Annotated in this window: 23 protein-coding genes, 1 tRNA gene and 1 pseudogene; 9 read left to right on the forward strand and 16 right to left on the reverse strand. The window is 66.0% G+C overall.

Features of this window, described 5'->3' with window-relative positions:
* The first annotated feature begins 25 nt into the window (after positions 1–25).
* On the forward strand, positions 26–649 hold the full coding sequence (locus tag ASF30_RS04970) for a hypothetical protein (protein WP_055902190.1): 624 nt from the start codon (positions 26–28) through the stop codon (positions 647–649).
* 120 nt (positions 650–769) lie between these two features.
* On the opposite strand, the gene ASF30_RS04975 is transcribed toward ASF30_RS04970, so the two are convergent.
* On the reverse strand, positions 770–1,126 hold the full coding sequence (locus tag ASF30_RS04975; RefSeq protein ID WP_055902193.1) for an alkyl sulfatase C-terminal domain-containing protein: 357 nt from the start codon (positions 1,124–1,126) through the stop codon (positions 770–772).
* A 111-nt stretch (positions 1,127–1,237) separates the two neighbouring features.
* Between ASF30_RS04975 and ASF30_RS22195 the strand changes: the two are divergent.
* Positions 1,238–1,634 (forward strand): annotated as a pseudogene (locus tag ASF30_RS22195) (recombinase family protein); the annotation flags it as partial.
* Between the two features lie 173 nt (positions 1,635–1,807).
* Here ASF30_RS22195 and ASF30_RS22565 read toward each other — a convergent pair.
* The 5 genes from ASF30_RS22565 to ASF30_RS05005 all read right to left on the reverse strand — a co-directional run bounded on the left by ASF30_RS22565 (position 1,808) and on the right by ASF30_RS05005 (position 5,917).
* Complete coding sequence (locus ASF30_RS22565) at positions 1,808–2,341, reverse strand: hypothetical protein (RefSeq protein ID WP_157496982.1); 534 nt, start codon at positions 2,339–2,341, stop codon at positions 1,808–1,810.
* 173 nt (positions 2,342–2,514) lie between these two features.
* Positions 2,515–3,348 carry an alpha/beta fold hydrolase gene (locus ASF30_RS04990; protein WP_055902202.1) on the reverse strand — a complete coding sequence of 278 codons (834 nt, stop codon included), beginning with the start codon at positions 3,346–3,348 and terminating at the stop codon, positions 2,515–2,517.
* 55 nt (positions 3,349–3,403) lie between these two features.
* Complete coding sequence (locus ASF30_RS04995) at positions 3,404–4,183, reverse strand: MBL fold metallo-hydrolase (protein ID WP_055902204.1); 780 nt, start codon at positions 4,181–4,183, stop codon at positions 3,404–3,406.
* A 32-nt stretch (positions 4,184–4,215) separates the two neighbouring features.
* Entirely contained in the window at positions 4,216–5,067 is an 852-nt protein-coding gene (locus tag ASF30_RS05000; RefSeq protein ID WP_055902206.1) for an alpha/beta hydrolase, read from the reverse strand.
* A gap of 25 nt (positions 5,068–5,092) precedes the next feature.
* A complete protein-coding gene (locus ASF30_RS05005) occupies positions 5,093–5,917 on the reverse strand; it encodes an alpha/beta fold hydrolase (RefSeq protein WP_055902209.1) in 825 nt (274 codons plus the stop codon).
* Between the two features lie 173 nt (positions 5,918–6,090).
* Between ASF30_RS05005 and ASF30_RS05015 the strand changes: the two genes are divergently transcribed.
* Positions 6,091–8,805, forward strand: a complete 2,715-nt coding sequence (locus ASF30_RS05015) for a helix-turn-helix transcriptional regulator (RefSeq protein WP_235480275.1) — start codon at positions 6,091–6,093, stop codon at positions 8,803–8,805.
* A gap of 302 nt (positions 8,806–9,107) precedes the next feature.
* Here ASF30_RS05015 and ASF30_RS05020 read toward each other — a convergent pair whose 3' ends face one another.
* A complete protein-coding gene (locus tag ASF30_RS05020) occupies positions 9,108–9,713 on the reverse strand; it encodes a hypothetical protein (protein ID WP_055902219.1) in 606 nt (201 codons plus the stop codon).
* A gap of 332 nt (positions 9,714–10,045) precedes the next feature.
* Here ASF30_RS05020 and ASF30_RS05025 point away from each other — a divergent pair, with 332 nt between their 5' ends.
* Entirely contained in the window at positions 10,046–10,690 is a 645-nt protein-coding gene (locus tag ASF30_RS05025) for a DinB family protein (RefSeq protein ID WP_055902223.1), read from the forward strand.
* A gap of 49 nt (positions 10,691–10,739) precedes the next feature.
* Here ASF30_RS05025 and ASF30_RS05030 read toward each other — a convergent pair whose 3' ends face one another.
* From ASF30_RS05030 to ASF30_RS05060, 7 genes are all read right to left on the reverse strand, one after another.
* Entirely contained in the window at positions 10,740–11,075 is a 336-nt protein-coding gene (locus ASF30_RS05030) for a hypothetical protein (RefSeq protein WP_157496986.1), read from the reverse strand.
* Positions 11,076–11,640: 565 nt separating this feature from the next.
* A tRNA-Arg gene (locus tag ASF30_RS05035) sits at positions 11,641–11,712 on the reverse strand.
* A 60-nt stretch (positions 11,713–11,772) separates the two neighbouring features.
* On the reverse strand, positions 11,773–12,138 hold the full coding sequence (locus ASF30_RS05040) for a hypothetical protein (RefSeq protein WP_055902226.1): 366 nt from the start codon (positions 12,136–12,138) through the stop codon (positions 11,773–11,775).
* 171 nt (positions 12,139–12,309) lie between these two features.
* Positions 12,310–13,452, reverse strand: coding sequence for a CHAP domain-containing protein (locus ASF30_RS05045; protein WP_055902229.1), 1,143 nt, complete (start codon positions 13,450–13,452; stop codon positions 12,310–12,312).
* 213 nt (positions 13,453–13,665) lie between these two features.
* Complete coding sequence (locus ASF30_RS05050) at positions 13,666–14,163, reverse strand: HNH endonuclease (protein ID WP_055902233.1); 498 nt, start codon at positions 14,161–14,163, stop codon at positions 13,666–13,668.
* 351 nt (positions 14,164–14,514) lie between these two features.
* Positions 14,515–15,204, reverse strand: a complete 690-nt coding sequence (locus ASF30_RS05055) for a C40 family peptidase (RefSeq protein ID WP_055902235.1) — start codon at positions 15,202–15,204, stop codon at positions 14,515–14,517.
* A gap of 341 nt (positions 15,205–15,545) precedes the next feature.
* Positions 15,546–16,238, reverse strand: coding sequence for a metal-dependent transcriptional regulator (locus tag ASF30_RS05060; RefSeq protein WP_055902237.1), 693 nt, complete (start codon positions 16,236–16,238; stop codon positions 15,546–15,548).
* A 99-nt stretch (positions 16,239–16,337) separates the two neighbouring features.
* On the opposite strand from ASF30_RS05060, the gene serC reads away from it, so the two are divergent.
* Positions 16,338–17,456, forward strand: a complete 1,119-nt coding sequence (gene serC / locus ASF30_RS05065) for a phosphoserine transaminase (protein ID WP_055902241.1) — start codon at positions 16,338–16,340, stop codon at positions 17,454–17,456.
* A gap of 29 nt (positions 17,457–17,485) precedes the next feature.
* On the forward strand, positions 17,486–17,722 hold the full coding sequence (locus tag ASF30_RS05070; RefSeq protein ID WP_055902245.1) for a DUF2530 domain-containing protein: 237 nt from the start codon (positions 17,486–17,488) through the stop codon (positions 17,720–17,722).
* A 22-nt stretch (positions 17,723–17,744) separates the two neighbouring features.
* On the opposite strand, the gene ASF30_RS05075 is transcribed toward ASF30_RS05070, so the two are convergent.
* Positions 17,745–18,545, reverse strand: coding sequence for a DUF3027 domain-containing protein (locus ASF30_RS05075; protein ID WP_055902247.1), 801 nt, complete (start codon positions 18,543–18,545; stop codon positions 17,745–17,747).
* Positions 18,538–18,918, reverse strand: a complete 381-nt coding sequence (locus ASF30_RS05080) for a cold-shock protein (RefSeq protein ID WP_055902249.1) — start codon at positions 18,916–18,918, stop codon at positions 18,538–18,540. Before ASF30_RS05080 ends, ASF30_RS05075 begins: the two co-directional genes overlap by 8 nt.
* A gap of 187 nt (positions 18,919–19,105) precedes the next feature.
* On the opposite strand from ASF30_RS05080, the gene ASF30_RS05085 reads away from it, so the two are divergent.
* The 3 genes from ASF30_RS05085 to ASF30_RS05095 all read left to right on the forward strand — a co-directional run bounded on the left by ASF30_RS05085 (position 19,106) and on the right by ASF30_RS05095 (position 22,969).
* A complete protein-coding gene (locus ASF30_RS05085; RefSeq protein WP_055902252.1) occupies positions 19,106–19,372 on the forward strand; it encodes a hypothetical protein in 267 nt (88 codons plus the stop codon).
* Between the two features lie 43 nt (positions 19,373–19,415).
* Entirely contained in the window at positions 19,416–21,242 is a 1,827-nt protein-coding gene (locus ASF30_RS05090; RefSeq protein WP_157496988.1) for a helicase-associated domain-containing protein, read from the forward strand.
* A 77-nt stretch (positions 21,243–21,319) separates the two neighbouring features.
* Positions 21,320–22,969 (forward strand): DNA repair helicase XPB, encoded by a 1,650-nt coding sequence (locus tag ASF30_RS05095; protein ID WP_055902259.1) that lies wholly within the window; start codon positions 21,320–21,322, stop codon positions 22,967–22,969.
* The last annotated feature ends 26 nt before the right edge of the window (positions 22,970–22,995 follow it).

The raw sequence follows: 22,995 nt of genomic DNA on the forward strand, positions 1-22,995 counted from the left end.
ATTCAATCGAGCGAGGGGGCAAAACATGGATCAGGGTCGTACAGGCGCGAAAGAGCGTCACGCGCTCGACATCGTGACTGTGTTCGTGCTGTCGATCACTGCGGTTCTGACAGCCTGGTGCGGCTTCGAGGCATCGAAGTGGGGCGGCGAGATGTCGATCGCTTTCAGCGAGGCATCGAGTGCCCGGGTCCAGGCCACCGCCGCGGATGGGACTGCACGTGATGCGCGCCAGTACGACTTGACGATCTATACCCAGTGGGTGCTGGCCGTGGCTGACCAGCGCACGGAGCTGCAACAGTTCATCGAGGAACGCTTCACCCCTGAGTTCCGCGTCGCTTTCGACGCATGGGATGCAGGCGGTCGAGTCGAAAAGGGGCCCCTCGCCATGGTGGAGTACGTTCCACCTGGCACGAACGAAGCGGTAGCGCTGAATGCGCGGGCTGACGCGAAGTTCGACCAGGCGTTGGAGAGCAATCAGCGGGGCGACAACTACTCGCTGCTCACAGTCCTGTTCGCCCTGGTGCTCTTCCTCACGGCGATGTCACAACGCGAACTCACGCCGTGGATGCGAAGAGCGCTTCTCGGCATGGGAGTCGTCGTGGGAATCGGATGCATCATCGTCGGAGCCACGTTCCCGATCAAGGTGTAGGCCGGCCCGACGACCTGCCCCGTTGCGACCGCTCATCTCTCCGGGCTGCGGATGTTTCTAGCAGGCCCGCCCCGGTGAGGAACAGGTCCTCACCCGAGCGGGCGTCGACGGCGGTTGCGGCTAGGGCGTCACGATGGCCGAGTCCTTGTCGCCGGGATCGAGCAGGACGGCGAGCCGTTGGAGGACTGTGGCGTCTCCGCTGAACTCGATGCCAGCCGAAGCCAGACTGTCAGCGGTGAGGGCGCCCGTTGCCAGAGCGGGCAGGGCTCGTCTGGTCGTCGTCAGAGTAACGTCGGGGTCGCACTTCTGCGGCGCGGCACTGTAGGTGAGAGCGCCGTTCGAGAGGCAAAGTCGGTAGCAGGCGTCGGTGTCCGTGAGCACGATCTCGATGCTCAACTTCTCGTCCCACGCTCGCGGTCCGTCGATCTGGATCGCGATGGCATCAAAGAGCAGCTCCGGCGTGAGGGCGGAGACCACATCAGCCGATGGTGGCGAAGCTTGACCGGCTGGCACGCTCGCTCCGCGACGCCAGCGACATCGTCGATGAGCTCACTGCGAAACACGTCAAACTCAGCATCGGCGGGTCCNAGTGGCGAAGCTTGACCGGCTGGCACGCTCGCTCCGCGACGCCAGCGACATCGTCGATGAGCTCACTGCGAAACACGTCAAACTCAGCATCGGCGGGTCCGTCCACGACCCACTCGACCCGGTCGGGAGGCTGCTGTTCAATGTGCTCGCGATGGTGGCTGAGTTTGAGTCGGACTTGATCCGAGCTCGCACTCGCGAAGGCATGCAAGTTGCGAAAGCAAAGGGCCGGCTCCGCGGCAAGCAGCCGAAACTCTCGGTCCCCCAGCAGCGTCACCTCATGGAAGTCCACAACTCCGGTACTCACACCACAGCTGAGCTCGCCGAACTATTCAACGTCGCACGGTCGACCGTCTACAGAACTATCCAGCGTCAGACACACGCAAGGACAGGCGAGTAGACGAGGTGTGTCGCACGACGTTCTTGGTTAGACGTCTCTAGAGCGCCCCCAGAAGAGCCGCTAGGGCGGTAGTTGTCAGGGAGGCAACTACCGCCCGTTTGCTTCGTGCGTCGTCTGCGCCTCAGTCAGTACGGCGGGCGCGGGGTGATGCCGCAGCCGGATCCCTCGCGGGGCTAGAGAGATTGATCGTCGACCTCCGTGAGGCAATGCGCGACAACCCCTGCATGTCGATAGCGCGCCCATCCGTCGCCATCTGGCGCGTCCCACTGGAGACTGCTGCCGGCACGATTCAGACGGTCGTGCTCATCCTTCGTGACCCAACACTTCTGGAGAAGCTGGTCGAAGATCGAGATCAGGTGTTCTGGAGAAGTGGCAGGGCCACCAGCGATCGGCGCATTGTGAGTGTTCGATCTGGGGTCCGCCTGGCTTGGATCGACGATCTCTATGACGATTCGTTTGAACGGGATCACATGCTCCACAACTCTTTGACCACGCGGTAGCTGAATCGCATCAATCGTCGCGAATGTGACGTCGTGAGCTTTGTCCAGTCCATGAAGAATCTGACGTAGACGACTCGGGTAGCCTCCCGACCCCTTCGACCACAACCGGCCACCTGAGGCAAGGAGCGGACGAACCTCCGCTTCGATGAGGTCAAAAGCCTCGGTCGCGATCCGCATGCGGCGCTCATCGTCCCGCTTAGGGTCCATTGCGCGATCCTCGCACCGATTCGGCCCTGCAGTCCACCCAAAGTGCGGTGACCGCATACGGATCTCTCAGTGCGATCGGATTAGAGGCTGGTGTGTATCCAGTTGGGAAGAGGAGGCTCACCCTATGGAATCGGGGTGAAGCCTCCTCTTCATTTTTCATTTGGTAGATGACGCTAGCGTGCTGCCTTCTCGATGAGGCTGAGCACATCCAGGGGGTGGCTCAGCATCGGTACGTGCGAGCTCTTGATCTCGACTGTGGTGGCACCCGCTCGTGCTGCCATCGCTCGTTCCGCTTCGGGTGGGATGATCCGGTCATTGCTCGCGACCATGTACCAGCTCGGAATGGACTCCCACGCGGCCGGCCCGGAGGGCGTCACCAGGGACGCCAACGCTCCGGGGCGCTGCGACGCGGCCATACCCTGCGCGATGATCTTCGGGAGATCCTGTGCGAAGAGTTGTGGGAAGAACGCCGGATCGATGTACGCATCGCCGTCACCTTCTGTCGCTCCCGGGAACGGGCGGAGGACGAGATGGTCGATGACGTCCGTGTGTCCGCCGCCGAGTGCATTCGCCGCTTGGACCGACTCGCCTTCAGCCAACGCGTAAGCGGCGATGTAGACGAGCGATTTCACGTTCGGGTTTCCGGTCGCAGCGTTGGAGATGACGGCCCCGCCGTAGGAGTGGCCGACGAGGACGATCGGGCCGGTGATGGTGCTGAGGAACTGCCGCAGGTACTCGCCGTCGTACGCCGGCCCGCGCAGCGGGTTGGAGAACGCGATCACGGGATAGCCCTTGAGCTGGAGGGCTGTTGCGACCGGGGTCCAGCCGCTCGAGTCAGCGAAGGCCCCGTGGACGAGGACGATGGTCGGCTTCGCAGCCTTGGCTGCCGCCACGACCGCTGGTGCTTTGGTTTCGTTCTGGGCGACGGCCGGCGCCGCGAAGCCGGCGAGGACGAGGGCGGCGGCCGCCGCGAGGGCGATGAGCCCTCGTCGTTTGTTGCGGATCATGAGTGTTCCCTTCGATGGTGGAGTCGGGTGTTTCGGGTGACCTCGGCGGGGTGGGTCAGACGTCGACCGGTTGACCGTCGGGGAGCCAGCGGATGCGTGAACGGATGTCGGGTGGGGCTGTGGCGACGGCTGAGCACATCCCCTTCTCACCGTCTCGGAAGTGGGACCAGCCGTCGTAGTGAGCAGGGATAGCAACGCGTGGATCGATCTCGGCGATGAGTCGCACTGCGTCTGCGCCCGTCATCGTGTACTTGAGCGGTCCGGTCGCGGGGAACCCCACTCCGCCGGCGTTGACGATCGCGACATCGACATCGAGTTCCACGGCTGTGCGGCGGAGGGCCGGGTAGAGGACGGAGTCGCCGGTAATCCACAGTGCGACCCGAGCCTGTCCAGGTCTGCGGATAGCGAAGCCGATGACGTCACCGACGATTGGGTGGCTGAACACTGGGCCGTGCCGGCACGGGGTCGCGGTGACTTCCAGCGGCGCCTTCCCGTCGGTTTCGATCCGGATGCTCTCGCCCGCTGTGAGGCCGTGGGCATGCGGCATCGCGAGGCGCTTCGCGCCGCTCGAAGTCGTGATCACATGCGTCGCGGAAGGCAGTACAGCGCGGCCGGCCGTGTCGAGGTTGTCGGCGTGATGGTCGTGACTGACCAGGATCAGGTCGATCCGGCCGAGGCTCGAGGCGGTGACGGCCGGTCCGCGGGTTTTGACGCTGGAGGTACCCAGCGCGAAAGGGTATCTCCTGCCCGGCGGGTCGAAGGTCGGGTCGATGAGGATCCGCCATCCGTCCAGCTCGACGAAGATGCTCGGCCCGCCGATCCTGGTCATACGCATGTCGGATCCTCACCGCTTCGCCGGCTGGGCAGTCAGCTTGCCGGCGTGCCAGCGATAGCGGCCGTTCGGGCGTTGGTCAGCGCCCAATCGAGGGCGTAGTCAGCGACGGCCTCCCAGCCGGGTGCCGCACAGGTCCAGTGGTCGCGGCCGGGGAACTCGTGGTAGTCGGTGACGGACGGGCCGGCCGCATAGTGCTTGGCGTTGGACTTGTTCACGGACGGCGGCATGATGTGGTCGAGTTCGCCGCCGATGAAAAGCAGCGGCGCACGGTCGGCGGTGTAGTCCACCCACGTCTCTTGGTGGCCCGGCTTGTAGTTGGCGATGAGGCCGTAGGCCCACACCCAGTTGCCGGGTGCGCCGATCGCGTAGCGTTCCCAGGCGGCGTCGGAGTCCTCTCGGGAGAGCGTGTTGGTGAACGCGTAGTGGAACTCCTCCTGAGTGAACGCGACCGCCTTGTGCCGGTTTGCCGGGTTCTTCAACGCAGGGAACAGCGACTTCACCTGCGACAGCGGGCTTAACCGAACTCCTTCAGTTGGCGCCGAGTCCACGACGACAGCGGACACGCCGAGCCCCCTGGCGAGGAGCAGCTGGGTGAGGGTGCCGCCGAAGGAGTGGCCCATGATGATCGGCGGCTTCGGCAGGGCCTCGATCTGCGAGGCAATGTGATCGACGGTTTCGGGGACGGTGAGCTTGGCGATGATGTCGGGGTTCTCGCGTAGCGCTTCGACCTCGATCTCGAACCCCGGGTAAGCGGGAGTAAGTACGGTGTACCCCTTGGCTTCGAAGCGTGCTTTCCAGCCTTCCCAGCTGCGGGGTGTCATCCACAGTCCGTGCACGAGCACGATGGTGTCGGGGGTGTCGGGGGTGTCTGATTCTTCGGTCATGATGAGGTTCCTTTCGGGTGGGGGCTCAGGAGTCGATGAAGGCGAGCAGGTCGGCGTGGAGGCGGTCGCGTGCGGTATCTGGCAGGCCGTGGGCGCCACCCTCGTAGACGATCAACTGAGCATCTGGAATGAGCTGGACGGAGAGTTTTCCCGCTACCTCGAACGGAACGATCTGGTCGTCATCGCCATGGATGATCAGGGTTGGAACATCGATCTTGGCAAGGTCGGGACGGAAGTCCGTTGCCGAGAACGCGGCAATGCACTGATACGCGTTGCGGGTTCCGGATGCCAGACCTTGGAGCCAGAACGCGTCGCGGGTGCCCTGCGGCACGCCTCCGGTGCGGTTGTTGCCGAAGAACGGACCGTCGGCGAGATCCCGGTACAGCTGCGAGCGGTTCGCTGACTCGCCGCTCCGGATCGCGTCGAAGGTCTCGACGGGAAGGCCCCCTGGGTTGTCGTCGGTGCGAACCATCATCGGCGGGACCGCGGACACGAGCACGACCTTCGCGACGCGCTCGCTACCGTGCCGGCCGAGATAGTGGGCGACCTCGCCGCCGCCGGTGGAGTGTCCGACGAGAGTGAGGCCGGTCAAGTCGAGATGACCGATCAGACAGGCAAGGTCGTCTGCGTAGGTGTCCATCTCGTTCCCGGCCCACGTCTGAGTGGATCGCCCGTGACCGCGACGGTCGTGCGCGACGGCGCGGTGCCCATGTTCGGCCAGGAACAAGGCTGCCGCCTCCCATGCATCCGAGTTCAGAGGCCAGCCGTGGCTGAGAAGGACGGGTGAACCTTCGGTTCCCCAGTCCTTGTAAAAGATTTGGGCACCGTCATCAGTTGTCACGTACGGCATGGTGTTCCTCCAGCGGCTCGGATGAGCTCATGGTTCCCCGTGGGGGTACTCGGCCGCACCACGTGATGCTCGTAGTCCCCGGAGGCGGTGTGAGACGAGCGCTACGCGTTTCACAACTCTTTCGCGCGTGATGACGGTCGGTATAACTTGATCCCATTGACGCGACCGATCTGCTGGGGCGTGCGGCCGAACTCGAGCGGGTCCGCACGCTCTTCTCCGCTGCCCGAAACGCCGTTGGCGGGGCGACGCTCATCGAGGGGGAACCAGGAATCGGTAAAACGGCCCTGATCGAAGCGGCGCTGCGGGGACACGAGTCCATGCGGGTAATCCGCGTGCAGGGTGTCGAGGTGGAAGCGCAGATCGCCTTCGGGGCCTTGCAGCGCATCGGGCGACCGCTGGCGAAGTTCGCGTCGGACATACCCGAGAACCAGCGTGCGGCCCTCCGTGTGGCGGTAGGACTTGACGAAGGACCGCCGCCCGAATTGCCACTCGTCGGCTTGGGTGCCCTGTCCTTGCTGGCACGCGCTGGCGACGATCAACCAACCGTCTGCATCATCGACGACGCTCACCACCTCGATCAGGAAAGCTTGCTCGCTCTCGGGTTCGTCGCGCGCCGACTGTCCGCCGAATCGGTGGTCCTCCTGTTTGCCTCACGACCCGGCGACGTCGTCGCGAGCTCGCTCGCCAGTGTTCCTCGGCTCGAACTCGGCGGTCTGGATGCCGCCTCAGCATCAGCGCTGCTGCGCCAGAAGGTACGCGGCAACCTCGACCCGACCGTCGTGCTCGAGTACGTCACGTACACCGGCGGAAACCCATTGGCACTACGGGAGATTGCCTCGGAGAGGACGGCCGAAGAACTGACCGCATCCGCAATCGGGCACTCGCCGATCCCGATCGGCCGCCACCTCGAACAGCTCTACACCCAGCGCATCGAAACACTGCCCGAGCCCACCAGAGCGTGGCTCCTGCTTGCAGCGGCGGAATCCACCGGTGACAGCGCCGCGGTGCAAGCGGCCGCGCGGGCGAGGGGCATCCCCGCGCATGCCTCCAGCCCTGCGGAGCAGATCGATTTCGTCACGGTGGTGCATGGGTCGATCCGGTTCCGGCATCCGTTGATCCGTTCCGCCATCTACCTCAGTGCCGCAGAACGTGATCGGCTCAGCGCGCATCACGCCTTATCGGCTTACGCCCGGGACAATGATCGACCTGACTTGGCGGCATGGCACGCGGCCGCGGCGACTCCAGGGCCTGACCAGGCGGTATCCGATCAAGTCGCGGATGCCGCCGGTATCGCAGGATCTCGCGGCGGAATGCTCTCCCGCGCGCACCTGCTGGGCCGCGCAGCCGAACTCACGCCGGACCCGGCTCTCCGGAGCGAACGTTACATCGCGGCAGCAGAAGCATGCCTGAGCGCGGGCGCAGCTACTCTTGCGCTGCAGATGCTCTCGAATGCCGATTCAGACCGACTCGATGATGTCGGGATAGGACGAACACTCATCGTCGAGGCCATGTGCGGCCTGTTCTTGTCCGAATCCGTCGCGCTTCGCGGCGGAATGGCAAAGCTCATCCATGCCGCCGACCTGATGGAACAGTCAGCACCTGACCTCGCCCAACACGCGCTGCTGTTGGCGATGAACTCGGCAACCGGGCAAGAGGACCGTGCCACAGGGGCCAACGTGCTCGACCTCGCCAAGAAGATGAGAGACGTGTCCTCGGGAGACCACACCACCGCAGCCGTCCTGGAGGCAGTCAGCTCATTCATTCTGGACCCGTATCCCGTCGCAGTCCCACATCTACGCCGCGCGGTCGCCGCACTCGATGCCTTGGACGACGCTCGCGTAATCGAGTTCACGTTCGCGGTGACTGTGCCGACCATTGCCCTCTGGGACTGGAACGCGGCATCTCGGCTTCTCGGACGGGTTGTTCGAATCGGCCGTGAAACAGGCGCACTCAGAGCAGTCGACAGCGCTCTCTGGATTCTCAGCGCCGTCGAGATGACACGCGGCGACCCGGCCCTCGCCAGCCTGTACCTCGAGCAGGCGGCCGAACTACGACGCGCTCTCGGATCCTTGGATGAGCTCGCCGTCAACGCGGCGCTGCTTGCGTGGCAGGGAACCCCTTCATCCCTTGTCGAACAGGTCAGCTACGCCCTCAATGAAGCAGGCTGGGGCGGTATCGCTCGGATGGCAACCGGTGCGATCGCCACACAGGAGATCGCGGCCGGCGAATACGCGCCAGCCTTCGAACGGCTCACACCCATCGTTCGTCACCCCTTCCTTCAGGCTACGTTCCATCAGATCCCAGAATTCGTCGAAGCGGCCGTCCGAAGCGGGAATCGACCCGCAGCTTTGGAAGCCGCCAAAGCGCTCGACATGTACGCCGTGTCAAGCGAATCGCCCGTCGCCCGCGGGTTCATGGAACGATCCCACGCTCTGCTCGCAGAGGCCGATCAAGCAGAAGCGCTGTTCCGTGCATCGATTCGGAGTTTCCATGGCGTCGGACATCGCGGCGACAGCGCACGATCACGGCTGCTTTACGGCGAATGGCTGCGCCGAGTACGCCGCCGATCCGACGCCCGCATCGAACTTGAGGGCGCGCTGCGCGCGTTCAGCATCGCGGGTGCAACGGCATTCGCAGAGCGAGCACGTCGCGAACTGCGCGCAACGGGCGCGACTGTAGTCGATCGGCCCAAGGTGAATCCGACCCTGACGCCCCAGGAAGATGAAGTTGCCCGCCTTGCTGCCAGCGGAGCGACCAACGCCGAGATCGGCGCCACCCTGTTCATCAGCGCCAACACCGTCGATTACCACCTCCGCAAGGTGTTCCGAAAACTCGAGATCACATCCCGCCGCCAACTCATGGACTATCTCCGCGACCTCACATTGTGACCGCAAGCAGCGTGGCCCCTATGCCGTCCAAGTTCCAAAATCGGAGCCCTCTCAACCCCTTCCGCCCGATCACAAGGTGATCGGGTCGCATCGAAGCGGAATCTGGACAGGGCGCGCGCCGACGCTGCGGATCCACCTCGGATGTCCGCTGAAGGATCCGCTTCCGGACGTCCGCTGACGGACCGCCATGCGGTCGCGATGTATTGGAGATTCGCCGAAGATCATGGGCCAAGCAAGCGCGAAGGGCCTGAGACACGGCGAAGGCCAAACGCAAGTGGTCAGGTTGGCCCACCGGGACGAAGTCAGACTCCAGGAGCGTTACGAGAGTGGCGCCGTCCTTCTTCAATGCCGAAGTAGATCCGGACAGACTTCGCAAGCAAATCCGAGTGCTCCGCAAGGTCGTGCTGCGGTGTGAAGGTGTCTTCAGAGGTACTAGCTCGAACAACCGCCGCGGCGAGCTCCCAGTGCCTCTCAACGGTATCGCGAACACTCGGCGGAGCAACGAGCGCGAGCTGATCACATTCATGCGATAGTGCTTCGAACGCGTCCATGAAGGCGTTCAACGCCGGCTGCGCAATGGTTGGGTAGCCAATGGACTCGCCCCTCTTTTGCTGATCGAGCATCACCTCAGTCTGGGCTCGTTCGGCCGTGTGGAAGTCAGCCGCCGCCGACCGAAGCTGCTTAGTCAGGGTGATCACATTCGACGTGTGATTGAGCAGGTTCTCGTCCCAACGCTCGAGCCGCTCGCGTTCTGCCTTCCGCTTCTCAGCACGCTGGTTGAAGAGATAACCCAAGGTGACACCCGCGAGTGTGAAAAAGCCTGTCAGTACCCACCCGAGCCAATCGAGGTTAGGTCCACTCCCTACCACCTGAATGAGAATCGGCGTCGGGGTCGGCGTCGGTGGCATGACCACAATCTACTGTGCCGTAGCAGCGAGGCAATGGCAGAGGGCGATAAGCGAGCGCACAATCCGCGCGTGCTCAATGGGCAGAATCCGCCGAGCAGATCAAATCTTCCTGCCGCGCCGTTCGAGGCTGACATGCAGCTTTCGACTACGAGCGTGATGGGTCGGATGGTGATCGAGCACCGATTGCCAGCCCGCGTCCCCTTATCGCGCAGTGCCCCATGGGATCCGCATACGGATAGCAGTGCCCCATGGGATCCGCATACGGATAATGGACGGCACCGGCAACCGACAATGCCTCGCGACTAAAACGTGCATGGCGATAGCGTTTCCGGGTGGACGTGGTGATTGACTCCAGCAGTGTGATGGCTCGGCTCGGCGAGGTCGCGATATGGTCGTTCGACCTCGAGGCGTGGGGTGAATGCACGCAAGCACCTGACGATACCTCTGCTCTGACCTTGTTCTCGCGCCGCGTCCACGTCGCTCCGAACGAGCTAAGGGTTGCCGAGCGCATCACTGGTCCTCGCGCCGTCTTCAAGCAGGACCTCGCGCCCGCATCCGACGAGCAGATCGCCAGGACGCTGCAGCTCCTCGAGCTGCACCGATCCCGGACCCTCTCCTTGCTCGATGCTGTCAGCGAGGATGATTTGGATACTCAGGATCCCACCGTGGAGCAGCCGCCGTGGATGCCTTGGCGCACGCCTCGACAGATCTTGCACCACATAGCGGACACGGAGGCCCGCGCGTACCCCAGGTGGTGCGGGCTTCCTCAGCTCGGCCAAGTCGACGACCTCCGCACTGAGTTGGAGGCATCAGCCCGCCACATAGGGCGCGTCATTCTGGAGATGCCGCGATCCTTCACGACGGAACATCGAGGCGAAACGTGGACGCCGGTGAAACTTCTCCGAAGGCTCGCCTGGCATGAACGGATCGAGCTGATATTCCTCCGACGCCGCCTCAGCTGCACTCTCCAGCAATAGTGCCCGCCCGCAAGCTCCAGCAATAGTGCCCGCCCGCAAGCCGGTCCGTCTATGGCGATTGAATTGCGAGTTGGTTGAGCTTGACGACGAGGTCAGCGACTCCCTGATCGCTCACGATCGAACTCAACGTTTCACCAAACCATTCGCGCCAGATTGAATCGACCTGGACAACTCTGATCACCCCTTCCTCGCTAAGCAGATCGGCCATCGGCTTCGCCTCAAGGATGTACTCGTCCGCAGGAGAACCATCCGCCTCTCCGGGAGTAAGACCGTACGGATCCAGTTCAGTCAACAGCCGCAGCACACTTTCGGTCAGTGGTCTCGACTGTTCGCTCCCATGCATGCGACCATCATGTCGCAGGATTTGATGCTCGATGCCTTCCAATGAGGGGTCCCTCAACGTGTTGGTTGATGTCGTGCCGAGTCCGCGCGACGGCCGAAGCATCTTCGGTCCCGTAGACCCCGCCCGCGAAAATGCCCGGTGAAGGTGCGACAACCGCAACAACCATGCGCTCGTCCGTCACGACCGCACAACAACCAAATCCACACGTCCGCCGACAAGCGAATGCCCACCTCGACTGACGCCGACACCGACACCAGTCCAGATTCGGAAATGCCGAACGAGTCCAGTTACTTGCGGAAAGTCCAGTTTCGACAGCAGCAGGACAACGAACTCTTGAACCAACGGTCGTCGAACCATCCCGCGAAGTGCCTGCCGCTCACCTTAGAGCCGCGGTGTTCAAGGCCGAGCTACAGCTGTCGCGAGTCGGCTCCCAGGAGCTCCCGCAGCATCGCTAGCCGCGGGCTCTGCACGGATACGAGCACTGACCAGCAGTTATTGCCCCAACGTGAGCTTCGCGTATTCGCACCTCGGAAGCCGTTCTAGTCTCACCGATATGAGACGAGTCTCACTCTGAATGAGATCCGTCATCAATCGACGCTCTCAACGGTGCCCCTGGAGGGACTCGAACCCCCAACCCTTTCCTTAGGACGGAACTGCTCTTCCATTGAGCTACAGAGGCTGACCCACCGAGTTTATCGGGTCGCGGATGCCGGCGGGAACGCGGCCGGTCATGCCGACGCTAGCTCGTCGGGGCGTCGCCGCCTTGCGTACCGCCGCCGGTGTCGGACCGATCGCCGGGTCGGCCCGGGAAGCTTCGGCCGTCGGTGCCATCGCCGCGTCCGTCGAAGCCGGGGCCGGGTCCGCGCTGGTCATCGCCGCCGAGGAGATGCTGCACCGAGTGCGATGCCGCTTGCGCCAACGACGACGTGGCGAATCCGAGAGCGAAGAAGACGATGGCGATGCCGACAGCGATGAGCGACAGCCAGAGCCACAGGTGCCGCGCCCATGCACTCCTGCCGTCGGGTGCCGTCGTCGCTGGCGGAACCGATGCCGGAACCGATGCCGGAGCAGGTACCGAACCGGCTGCTGAGGTGATGCCTGACATGGTGAACCTGCCCTCCGGGCGCGCCCACGCACGCCGAACGCTCCCAGAATGCACTGGCACCTTATGACCCGGCTATGGACGCCATGAGAGATAGCCGCGAACGAAGGCCCCGCACGCTGGTGGAAGTCCAGCTCACCGACGACCCGTCGGCGGTGGATGCCGGGCAGACAGCTACGCGGGCGGCGGGTAGAGGTAGAGCGCCGCGTCTCCGACACCGATAGTGCGGCGGTGATAATTGTGGTCGGAGTTCTGGTTGTACTCCTCGATCGTCACCGTCCCGTCGCCGTTGACCGATTGCACGTAGGCGACGTGGTTGCCGGTGAACCAGGCGACGGATCCGACGATCGGGTCGTGGCTGACCTGCCAGCCGTTCGCGTACCAGGCGTTGGCCCAGTTCCACGCACTGCCGCCGCCGGGTGTGAGGTTCGACCAGACCCAGCGGAACGGGCCGGTGGCTCCAGCATCGCGGTTGAGGCGCCAGGCGACGAAGTCGACGCACTCGCGGTATTCGTAGTTGAGCGGGGAGAGCACGCCCACCGGGCCGCCGGGCCACGGGTAGTCGTCGCCCTCCTGCCGTTGCGCCGGCGCCGAATAGGAGCCGACCTGGGCCGCCAGTTCGGCCGCGGCCTGAGCACGGGCCGCCGCTTCGGCCTCCTCGGTCTGCCGACGGATCTCCTCGCCGCTCACAGCGGTGTAGCCGTCGCGAGCGACGGTGATCTTGGCGGCCGAGCTCGAGACGTCGACTTCCTGGGCGGATGCGACTGCGAGTTCGTGCGAGTCAGTCTCGCCGAACCCCGACCCCTCCCCCGTCGGTGCGAAGGCATAAGCCGGCAGCGCGACGGTGAGGAACAGTCCCGGAACGACGACCAGGGCGACGAGTGCGCCCAGCGGATTCCGGCGCTTGCGCGGAGCCGTCCTGATGGTGGGCGTTGATCCGGTCGGCGGCACACCGCTGCCTGAGGCTGCGGCGCGTGCTGCCGCCGGCGAGGCGACGGGGCGAGCAGCGGCTGCGGCTGCGGCCGTTGAGCTTGGGACGACGGATGCAGTCGCCGGAGCCACCGCGGCCGAGGCGTCCGGCGCGACGACGGTGTGGGCTGCCCGCGGGTCTGCGGCATCCGTTCGCTCATCGCGACCGGAGATGGTGCCTGGCGTCGGCCACTGCACGGCCGGCACGGATCCGGTGCTCGTCGCCGACGACGCTTCGCGCCCGGCACGCAGCGAACGGCGCGTGGGAAGCTCGCCGGGCAGACTGGTGCCGGTGGTCTCCGGAGCCGACTCTGGTACGAGTCGGTCGGGGTTACCGGGTTCAGTCACAGATGGTCCTTCGAGGCGCTGGTAACGCCGCGTCGTCGTACATGGGGGCACATCGCCCGCTGGAATGGGGGTCCCGCGGCGCGACCTGCCCCAGACTACGTGATAGCCCGGAGGTTGTCACGGTGGGAAACGGCTAAGTGCGCGCCTGCGCGTGAGAGGGCTCTCATGCACAGCCGAGGCGGGCGCATCGCATCCGACGGCACGCGCGAGAACTCAGGCCGCAAGCGTGAGGAACTCGTCCCACTGCGGCTCGGGACGCTCGAAGCCCCGCACGAGCCACGCCGTGCCCTGCGGCATCGTGGGTGTGAAGCGCAGGTGCCAGCCCATCTCGTTGGGCGTCTTGTCCGCCTTCACGTTGTTGCAGCGCACACAGCAGGCAACGAGGTTCTCCCACGAATCACGCCCTCCGCGCGAACGTGGCAGCACGTGGTCGATCGTCGCGGCCGACTTCCCGCAGTAGCCGCAACGGTGATTGTCACGCCGGAGAACGCCCCGGCGGCTGACCGGAACGTCGCGGGCGTATGGGACACGCACGTAGCGCGTGAGCAGGATCACCGACGGGCGCTCCCAGGATCCGGACTGACCCCACACGGGGTGATCAGCGTCGTACTGCAGCAGGACGGCCTTGCCATTCATCACCAGGATGAGTGCTCGTTTGAACGAGATGACGGCGAGCGGCTCGTAGCCGGCGTTGAGGACCAGTGTGCGCATGTCTCTCCCTCTCGAATGAGGCTGGACGGCTTCCAGCCATTCGAACTACCCCGACGTGCGGGATCTCAGGAGGGAGGGCGAACAGAAAAGGGCACCGTCACGCAGACGATGCCCTACCAACCACCCGCGGGTGGAGTTGCGTGCGACTCGAATGCCGACGCACGAAAGCACAGCGGTCATCCATGGTGCGGATGCTGCGTGAATCGTGCATGGGCTCTCCTGAGAACTCGGTTGTCAGAGCTTCAGGCTAAACCACCGCGGAGGAACACTCACCATCAGGCGCGCCGAGTGCCGAGTGTCGTCATCCGATCGTCACAGGACGTTCACGAGGGAAGTCGGATGCCGCAACTCTCAGATGCCGAGGCGCACGATCGTGTAGTCGCCGGTCCAGATGGGCTGGATACGCACGGATGCACCCTCGTAGGGAGCGTGCAGGATGTTGCCGTTGCCGGCGTAGAAGCCGTCGTGGCCGTCCATGATGACCAGGTCGCCGGGCTGCGCATCCGCGATGGAGATCGGGGTTCCCATGGCACCCTGCCCGGAGGACGAGTGCGGGAGGCTGACACCGAACTGGGCGAAGACGTACTGCACGTAGCCGGAGCAGTCGAAACCGGCCGGGGTGTTGCCGCCGTAGACGTACGGCACGCCCTGGTACTGGAGCGCGACGTTGTATACGGCACCCAGGTCGAAGCCACCGGGGAACGGCGGGTTGGCGAGGAGGTCACCGACGCTGGGGCCCGAGAAGGCGGCGCTGTAGGCACTCATCTCGGCGGCGGCGGTCGCGGCAGCCTGGGCCGCGGCTGCGGCAGCAGCGGCATCGATGGAGGCCTTGGTGGTCGCGGAGTAGCCGTCGCGGGCGACGGTGATCGTGGCCGCCTTCTTGTCGACGGTCACCTCCTGTTCGCCGGCCTTCATGGCACGGTTCACGTCGGATTCCGCGAAAGCCTGCTCGCCGACTCCTGGCGCACTGGCGTACGCGGGCAGCGCCACTGTGGCCACGAGGCCGACGGCGACGGCCATCACTGTGAGGTTCGAGGCCACACCACGGCGCTTGGCGCGGGGCTTGGACTTCTCGATCGCAGCGCCGGGGGCTGCCGCGATGGTTCTTGAGTTGTCTTGTGGGTCTCGACGATTGTGTAGCTGGGCCAAAGTCACCTCCGGCGCCTCCGGCAGCCATGCGGCTGGTCCGTCCACTGCGGGTATCGCGTGCGTATCGGAAGGTCAAGAGACGGGGTGGGAGGCGTCTTGATCCGAGTCCTTCGACCAGGGGGGACGGTCTGTGGGACTCCTCGACGCTAGCCGAAGGTCACGGTCATGTCACATCGGGTGACGCGGCATGCCGCCTTTGAGAGCGGTTTCTCAGGGTGCGGAGGACCAGCAGATCAGGCCTCGACGAAGATGTGGCCGGCCGATTCGTTCGGCAACTCGAGGCCGCCGTCGACGCCGTCGACCTCGATGCGCACGTACGAGCCGGCGTTCGAGAATGACGCCTGGGCACCGGGAAGGATGCCGAACTGCTTGAGCTGCGCGAGGAGTTCCGGGTCGAACTGCACGGGTTCTGCGAGGCGACGGATGCGGCCGGGCACGGCGGTTCCGCCTTCGGCGACCAGCGAGACGATGTTCACGACGCCGGTCATGAACGGCGTCGATGCCGGTTCGCCGAGCTCTTCCAGCCCGGGGATGGGGTTACCGTACGGCGACTCGGTGGGGTGATCGAGGATCTCCAGGAGCTTGCGCTCGACCTGCTCGCTCATCACATGCTCCCAGCGGCATGCCTCCTCGTGCACGAACTCCCACTCGAGTCCGATCACGTCGGAGAGCAGGCGCTCGGCGAGGCGGTGCTTGCGCATGACGTGGACCGCCTTGAGGCGTCCGGCATCCGTCAGCTCCAGGTGGCGATCACCGGAGACCACGACGAGGCCGTCGCGCTCCATGCGAGCGATCGTCTGCGAGACCGTGGGACCGGAGTGACCGAGACGCTCGGAGATGCGGGCCCGGAGGGGAACGATGTTCTCCTCCTCGAGGTCGAGGATGGTGCGGAGATACATCTCCGTCGTGTCGATGAGGTCCGTCACTCACGCCTCCCCTGTCGCCTTGGCACGTACCCCGCTAGCCTACCCGCCCCGAGACGTCACTCGCCGTCACTCGCTGGGGGCTCCATCTAGAATCTACGCATGCCCCAGCTGACCATTCCCACGTCACTCCTGCCCACTGACGGACGCTTCGGATGCGGTCCGTCGAAGGTGCGCCCCGAGCAGCTCGAGTACCTCGTCACCGCCGGCGCCGCCATCCTCGGCACTTCTCACCGCCAGGCGCCGGTGAAGGACCTCGTCGGGCGAGTGCGCTCCGGCGTGTCCGAGCTGTTCCGTGCTCCCGACGGCTACGAGGTCGTGCTCGGCAACGGCGGATCGAGCGCCTTCTGGGATGCCGCTGCGTTCGGCCTCATCGAGAACCGCAGCCAGAACCTGGTGTTCGGCGAGTTCGGCGGCAAGTTCGCCGCCGCCGCGAAGGCGCCGTGGCTGCAGGCCCCCGACGTGCGCAACGCTCCGGCCGGATCGCGTACCACGGCCGAGGTCGTCGACGGCGTCGACGTCTACGCCTGGACGCACAACGAGACGTCGACGGGCGTCTCGGCTCCGATCGAGCGCGTGAACGGCGATGCAGGAGCCCTCACCGTGATCGATGCCACGAGCGCCGCCGGCGGCATCGACTTCGACGCGTCGCAGGTCGATGCCTACTACTTCGCGCCGCAGAAGAACTTCGCCTCGGACGGCGGCCTCTGGTTGGCCCTCCTCTCCCCCGCGGCCCTCGAGCGCATCGACCGCATCGCGGCATCCGACCGGTACATCCCCGAGTTCCTGTCGCTCAAGAACGCCGTCGACAACTCACGTCTCAACCAGACGCTGAACACCCCGGCCCTCGCGACCCTGCTGCTGCTCGAGAACCAGCTCGAGTGGATGAACGGCAACGGCGGACTGGCGTGGACCGCCGCCCGCACCAAGGAGTCGTCGGATGTGCTCTACGAGTGGGCAGAGCGGGTGGATTACGCGACGCCGTTCGTGACGGATGCCGCGCACAGGTCGCAGGTCGTCGTCACCGTGGACTTCGTGGACGGAATCGACGCCGCCGCCATCGCCTCGACGCTGCGGGCCAACGGGATCGTCGACACCGAGCCCTACCGCAAGCTCGGCCGCAACCAGCTGCGCTTCGCCACGTTCGCCGCGATCGAGCCCGACGACGTGCGTGCGCTTGTGTCATCGATCGAGTACGTGGTCGAGAACACCGCCCGCTGATCCGCGAGACCAGTCGCTAGGGTCGAGGCATGCGCATCTGGCTGAAGGACAGTGAGCGGAGACCCGATCCTGAGCCCGCTCGGGCCGATGGGCGCAAGGCCGTCGTCGCCGGAACAGCCGCGTGGGTCATCGCCCTCGTCGTCTGGTTCATCTGGGACGGCGCGCTCACAGACGCCGGTTACGGCTGGTGGCTCTGGATGTGCATCACCGGCATCGCGCTCGGTGTCATCGGCCTGGTGGTCGTGCAGGTGATGCGCCGGGGCTGACCGCAGTCAGCCCCGGGCCGCGTCACTCGTCTTCGTCGGCGTCCGATTCGTCGTCGGACTCGTCTTCCTCGTCGTCGTCTGAGTCGTCTTCGGACTCGTCATCGTCTTCGGACTCGTCGTCGTCTTCGGACTCGTCGTCGTCTTCGTCGGACTCGTCATCGTGCTCGTCGTCGTCGTGCTCGTCGTCATCGGACTCGGCACGGTCGTCGCCGAAGACGTCGACGTCGAGGTCGTCGTCGAAGTCCTCGTCGTCCTCGTCGAGGTCTCCGTCATCGTCACCCTCGGCCGCAGCCTCTGCAGCCGCCGCGGCTACGGCTTCCTGAGCGGCACGGTAGTCGGCCAGTCGATCCGACCACGGCACCCAGTCCGGCGCGAGCAGCGCGCGCTCACCGGGCATGAGCTCGGCCTCGAGCACAGTCGGCTCCGCACCCTCGACGCGTCCCAGCGTCACGGTCCAGTGCCAGCCGGGATAACCGGCCAGACGGGTCTCGAACAGCAGCGAGAGGGCGTGCTCCCCCTCGACGATGTGACCGGCTGGCTCGCCGATGGTCTCCTCAGGAGTGATCTCGGCGAGCGCCGTGCGCGCGAGCGCCACTGCGGCGAGCAGCACGTCGTCGGCGACGAGCGGCGCCACCGGCTCGACCGGCGCGGTGTCATCAGCGGCCTCAGCCTGGTCGGCGGCGGCATCCGTCACCGGCTCGGAACCGGCAGCGGCATCCGTGCGTGAGTCGTCGGCAGCGGCATCCGTCGCCGACTCGCCCTCGACGACGACCTCGTCCTCGCGGGCGAGCTCGGCGTCGGTCGTTCCGTCGGAATCAGACATCCAGCTCGTCAGCCACCTTGCGCAGCATCGCAGCGGTCGTGCGGGTCTTCGCGTTGTCGGGGTAGTGGCCGCGACGCAGGTCTCCGCCGAGAGTGTCGAGGTACTTCACGAGGTCCTCGAGCAGGATCGCCATCTCGTGAGCCGGCTTGCGGTTCATCTTGGCGAGGCTCGGCGGAGTGTCGAGCACCCGCACGGAGAGGGCCTGCGGGCCGCGCTTGCCTTCGGCGATGCCGAACTCGAGGCGGCTGCCCGCCTTGACGACAGCGCCGGCGGGCAGGGCTGACGCCGGGAGGTGGACCTGCTGTCCGTCATCGGCGCTGATGAAGCCGAATCCCTTGTCGTCGTCGTAGAACTTGACCTTGCCGGTGGGCATACTGAACCTCGATTAGTGTGCGGGCGCGCCGAATCGCGACGCAGTCCTCCTCCTAGTTTAGAGGGGTGACGGATGCCGCGCGCCGAGCCGGCGGCATCCGCCCGCTGATCGTTCGTGCCCACCCCGTTCGGGGCGGCGCTGCCGCGCGAGGGCTCGGCACACCCGGAATGCTCGTATTGTTGTTCGGGTGACCTCTGAACCGACCGTCCCCGGCAAGCACCGCCTGGAGCGCGCGCTCGCCTCGATGGCCGGAACGACCGTCGGCCTGGCCGTGCTCGCCATCGTCGCCCTGCTCATCGGCAGCGCCGCCGGGCTCGACATGAGCGGCGGCATCTGGGTCGTCGTGCTCGTCATCCCGCTCATCGCCCTGCCGATCGGGCTGCTGTTCATCATCGCCTTCATCATCGTGTCCGGCGTCAGACGCTCTCGAGAATCCTCGTCGAGGCAGAGCTGATTCGTTCCCTGCCATGATCGCGCTGGCCGCCCTCGCACGATCGATGAGCGATGATGCTCTCGTCGAGGCGTTGCACGCGCGCGGCGTGCCGAGCACCGGCATGCGCGACCTGTTCGACCTGGCGGAGTGGCTGCTGACGCCGACATCGGTGCAGTCGGCCCTCGCCGACTTCGACCGCACCCATCTGGCGGTCCTGGGCGCGGCAGCCGCCATCGTCGCTGAGACCGATGCCGAGCCCGAGAGCACAGTGGCCTACGCCGCCGTCGCAGAACGGCTGTCGCAATCGCGCGTCGAGCCGATCGGAGCCGACGATGTGCGCACCGCCGCCCGGGATCTCGCCGCCGTGCTGCTCTGCCGGGCCGACGACGACGGCATCGCCGTGTTCCGCGGCGTCGGTGAGCGACTTGCGGCGTGGCCGTCCGAGGGGCTTCCGTCACTCATGGAGCTTGCCGCCCCCTTCCCTCCGACACCGGTCGCCGATGGTGCCGCTGACACGCGCATGCTCGATGCCCTCGCCGCCGAGCGCTCCTTCTCGACAGTGGCAGCGATAGCCGAACTCGTGGCGGCCGTCGGCACCGAGCCGGCCCGCGAGCTGGGCAAGGGCGGCCTCTCGCTCCCCGATGCGAAACGGCTCGCGCTGGCCATGTCGATCCCCATCGAGCAGGTCGCCGGCCACCTGAGGGTGGCGGCTCGCGCCGGGCTCGTCGCACTGAACGTCACCGACTGGATGCAGACGGATGCCGGTGGCGACTGGTTGAACGGCTCCACCCCCGAGCGCTGGTCGGCCCTCGCCTCGGCCTGGTACGAGGCGATGCCCACCGACGTGCACGACATCCTGGCGAGCGCCCGGGTGCCGTGGGGTCCTGGCATCCGTGCGTACGTCGCGTGGCTCTATCCGGCGTCAGGGTCTGCCCTCGAGGCCCGCATCGACGAGTTCTCGGCCGATGCGGAGCTGCTCGGCATCACTGCGGGCAGCACGCCCGGTCTCGTCGGAGCGCTCGTCCTCCGGGGTGAGCGGGCAGCTGCCGTCGCCGCCCTCGATGGCCTGTTGCCGCACGAGGTCGACAAGGTCTACCTGCAGCACGACCTCACCGTCATCTCCCCCGGACCCCTGGCTCCACGCCTCGACGCCCGCCTGCGCACCCTCGCCGACGTGGAGAGCCGTGAGCTCGCGTCGAGCTACCGCGTGACGGCGGCATCGGTCGAACGGGCCCTCGCCGTCGGCGAGACCGCGGAGTCGATGCTCTCCTTCCTGGGCGAGATCTCGCTCACCGGGATGCCGCAGCCCCTGGGCTACCTGATCTCCGAGACGGCCGCCCGCTACGGTCGGGTGCGGGTCGGCGCGACCAACGGCGAGGACCAGTTCCGCAGCTACGTGCGCAGCGACGACGAGTCGCTCATCGGCCAGATCAGCGTCGACAAGACGTTGGGCGCCCTCGCACTGGTGCGCACGGGGCGACATCGGGTCGCCAGCCGCTTCGAGCCCAGCATCGTCTTCTGGGCGCTCAGCGACGCGCGCTACCCCGTCGCCGCCGAGAACGACAGCGAGCAGATCGTGCACATCGCCCGCCGTACCATCCGCCGCCCACCGCCCGCCGTCAAGCCCGATCCCCTCATCGATCTCGTCGTCCGGTTGCGGGCAGCGGATGCCGACATGGGCGAGACCGGCCAGGCCTTCCTCGCCCGTCAGATCGAGGCGGCCATCCGGGAGAAGCGCACCCTGACCGTGAGCGTGCGGATGCCGGGCGGCACGGTCTCCGACTACCTGCTCGAGCCCACCTCCGTGGCCAATGGACGGATGCGCGCCCGCGACCGCCGCGCTGACATCGAGCGCACCCTGCCGCTGTCGAGCATCGACGGGATCTCCTGACAGCGACCTCGGCGGGCGTCGTGGCACCCCCTCGCGGTACTCGGATGCCACAGCAAGCGACGCTAGGATTGACGGTTATGTCAGACGGACCCCTGATCGTCCAGAGCGATCGCACAGTGCTCCTCGAAGTGGCGCATCCGCTCGCCGAGGATGCCCGCCACGACCTCGCCGTTTTCGCCGAGCTGGAGCGCGCTCCCGAGCACATCCACACCTATCGCATCACACGGCTGGGGTTGTGGAACGCCCGCGCGGCCGGGCATGAGGCATCCGACATGCTGGCGACGCTGGAGCGGTACTCGAAGTTCCCGGTGCCGCAGACGGTGACGATCGACATCGCCGAGACCGTCGGCCGCTACGGCCGCCTGGTGATCGAGCGCAACGACGACGGCGAGCTCGTGCTCCGGTCGACGGATGAACCCGTGCTCACCGAGATCTCGCACGCCAAGCGCATAGCGCCGCTGCTCATCGGGCATCCGTCGTCGGACACCTACCTCATCGAGCCGTGGGCGCGCGGCGCCCTGAAGCAGGAGCTGGTCAAGCTCGGCTGGCCGGCGGAGGACCTCGCCGGGTACACGCCGGGCACACCGCACGCCATCGACCTCGCCGAAGACGGCTGGAGCCTGCGCGACTACCAGAAGAAGGCCGTCACCAACTTCTTCGACGGAGGGTCGGGTGTCGTTGTTCTTCCGTGCGGCGCCGGCAAGACCCTCGTCGGCGCCGGGGCCATGGCCACGGCGAAGACGAACACGCTGATCCTGGTGACGAACACCGTCTCGGCTCGGCAGTGGCGCGACGAGTTGCTGAAGCGCACCTCGCTCACCGAGGACGAGATCGGCGAGTACTCCGGCCAGATCAAGGAGGTGAAGCCCGTCACGATCGCGACGTACCAGATCCTCACCGCCAAGCGGAAGGGCGAGTACGCGCACCTGGCCCTGCTCGACGCCCTCGACTGGGGCCTCATCGTCTACGACGAGGTGCACCTGCTGCCGGCGCCGGTGTTCAAGCTGACAGCCGAACTGCAGGCCCGACGTCGTCTCGGCCTCACCGCCACGCTGGTGCGGGAGGACGGCCGCGAGGGCGACGTGTTCTCCCTCATCGGACCGAAGCGCTTCGACGCTCCCTGGAAGGAGATCGAGGCCCAGGGCTTCATCTCCCCCGCGTCCTGCTACGAGGTGCGCATCGACCTGCCGCAGAGCGATCGACTCACCTATGCCGCCGCCGCGGACGACGAGCGCTATCGTCTCGCCGCGACGGCGCCCGCGAAGCTCGGCGTCGTGCGCCAGCTCGTGGCCCGGCATCCGGGCGAGCGCATCCTGGTGATCGGCCAGTACCTCGACCAGATCGACGAACTGGCCGAGGCGCTGAACGCTCCGAAGCTCACCGGGGCCACGCCCGTCGACGAGCGCGAGCGGCTGTACCAGGCGTTCCGAGAGGGCAGTGAGGAGGTGCTCGTCGTCTCCAAGGTGGCGAACTTCTCCGTCGACCTTCCCGAGGCGACAGTCGCCATCCAGGTGTCGGGATCGTTCGGCTCGCGTCAGGAGGAGGCCCAGCGCCTCGGACGCCTGCTGCGCCCCAAGGAGTCCGGACTCACCGCCAACTTCTACACTCTCGTGGCCCGCGACACCGTCGACCAGGACTTCGCGCAGAACCGCCAGCGGTTCCTCGCGGAGCAGGGCTACAGCTACACGATCCTCGATGCGCATGCTCTGGACGCGGTGGCGGCCTGACGCCGGCGCCCGCCGACCACCTGCCC

Origin of the sequence: Leifsonia sp. Leaf264 (assembly GCF_001422325.1) — a bacterium.
In the GTDB taxonomy this organism is placed as follows: Bacteria; Actinomycetota; Actinomycetes; order Actinomycetales; family Microbacteriaceae; genus Orlajensenia.

Coding starts and splice junctions, on each gene's coding strand:
- ASF30_RS04970 (WP_055902190.1), top strand. CDS start 26: ATGGATCAGGGTCGTACAGGCGCGAAAGAGCGTCACGCGCTCGACATC.
- ASF30_RS22565 (WP_157496982.1), bottom strand. CDS start 2,341: ATGGACCCTAAGCGGGACGATGAGCGCCGCATGCGGATCGCGACCGAG.
- ASF30_RS04990 (WP_055902202.1), bottom strand. CDS start 3,348: ATGATCCGCAACAAACGACGAGGGCTCATCGCCCTCGCGGCGGCCGCC.
- ASF30_RS04995 (WP_055902204.1), bottom strand. CDS start 4,183: ATGCGTATGACCAGGATCGGCGGGCCGAGCATCTTCGTCGAGCTGGAC.
- ASF30_RS05000 (WP_055902206.1), bottom strand. CDS start 5,067: ATGACCGAAGAATCAGACACCCCCGACACCCCCGACACCATCGTGCTC.
- ASF30_RS05005 (WP_055902209.1), bottom strand. CDS start 5,917: ATGCCGTACGTGACAACTGATGACGGTGCCCAAATCTTTTACAAGGAC.
- ASF30_RS05020 (WP_055902219.1), bottom strand. CDS start 9,713: ATGCCACCGACGCCGACCCCGACGCCGATTCTCATTCAGGTGGTAGGG.
- ASF30_RS05040 (WP_055902226.1), bottom strand. CDS start 12,138: ATGTCAGGCATCACCTCAGCAGCCGGTTCGGTACCTGCTCCGGCATCG.
- ASF30_RS05050 (WP_055902233.1), bottom strand. CDS start 14,163: ATGCGCACACTGGTCCTCAACGCCGGCTACGAGCCGCTCGCCGTCATC.
- serC (WP_055902241.1), top strand. CDS start 16,338: ATGCCCCAGCTGACCATTCCCACGTCACTCCTGCCCACTGACGGACGC.
- ASF30_RS05070 (WP_055902245.1), top strand. CDS start 17,486: ATGCGCATCTGGCTGAAGGACAGTGAGCGGAGACCCGATCCTGAGCCC.
- ASF30_RS05075 (WP_055902247.1), bottom strand. CDS start 18,545: ATGTCTGATTCCGACGGAACGACCGACGCCGAGCTCGCCCGCGAGGAC.
- ASF30_RS05080 (WP_055902249.1), bottom strand. CDS start 18,918: ATGCCCACCGGCAAGGTCAAGTTCTACGACGACGACAAGGGATTCGGC.
- ASF30_RS05090 (WP_157496988.1), top strand. CDS start 19,416: ATGAGCGATGATGCTCTCGTCGAGGCGTTGCACGCGCGCGGCGTGCCG.
- ASF30_RS05095 (WP_055902259.1), top strand. CDS start 21,320: ATGTCAGACGGACCCCTGATCGTCCAGAGCGATCGCACAGTGCTCCTC.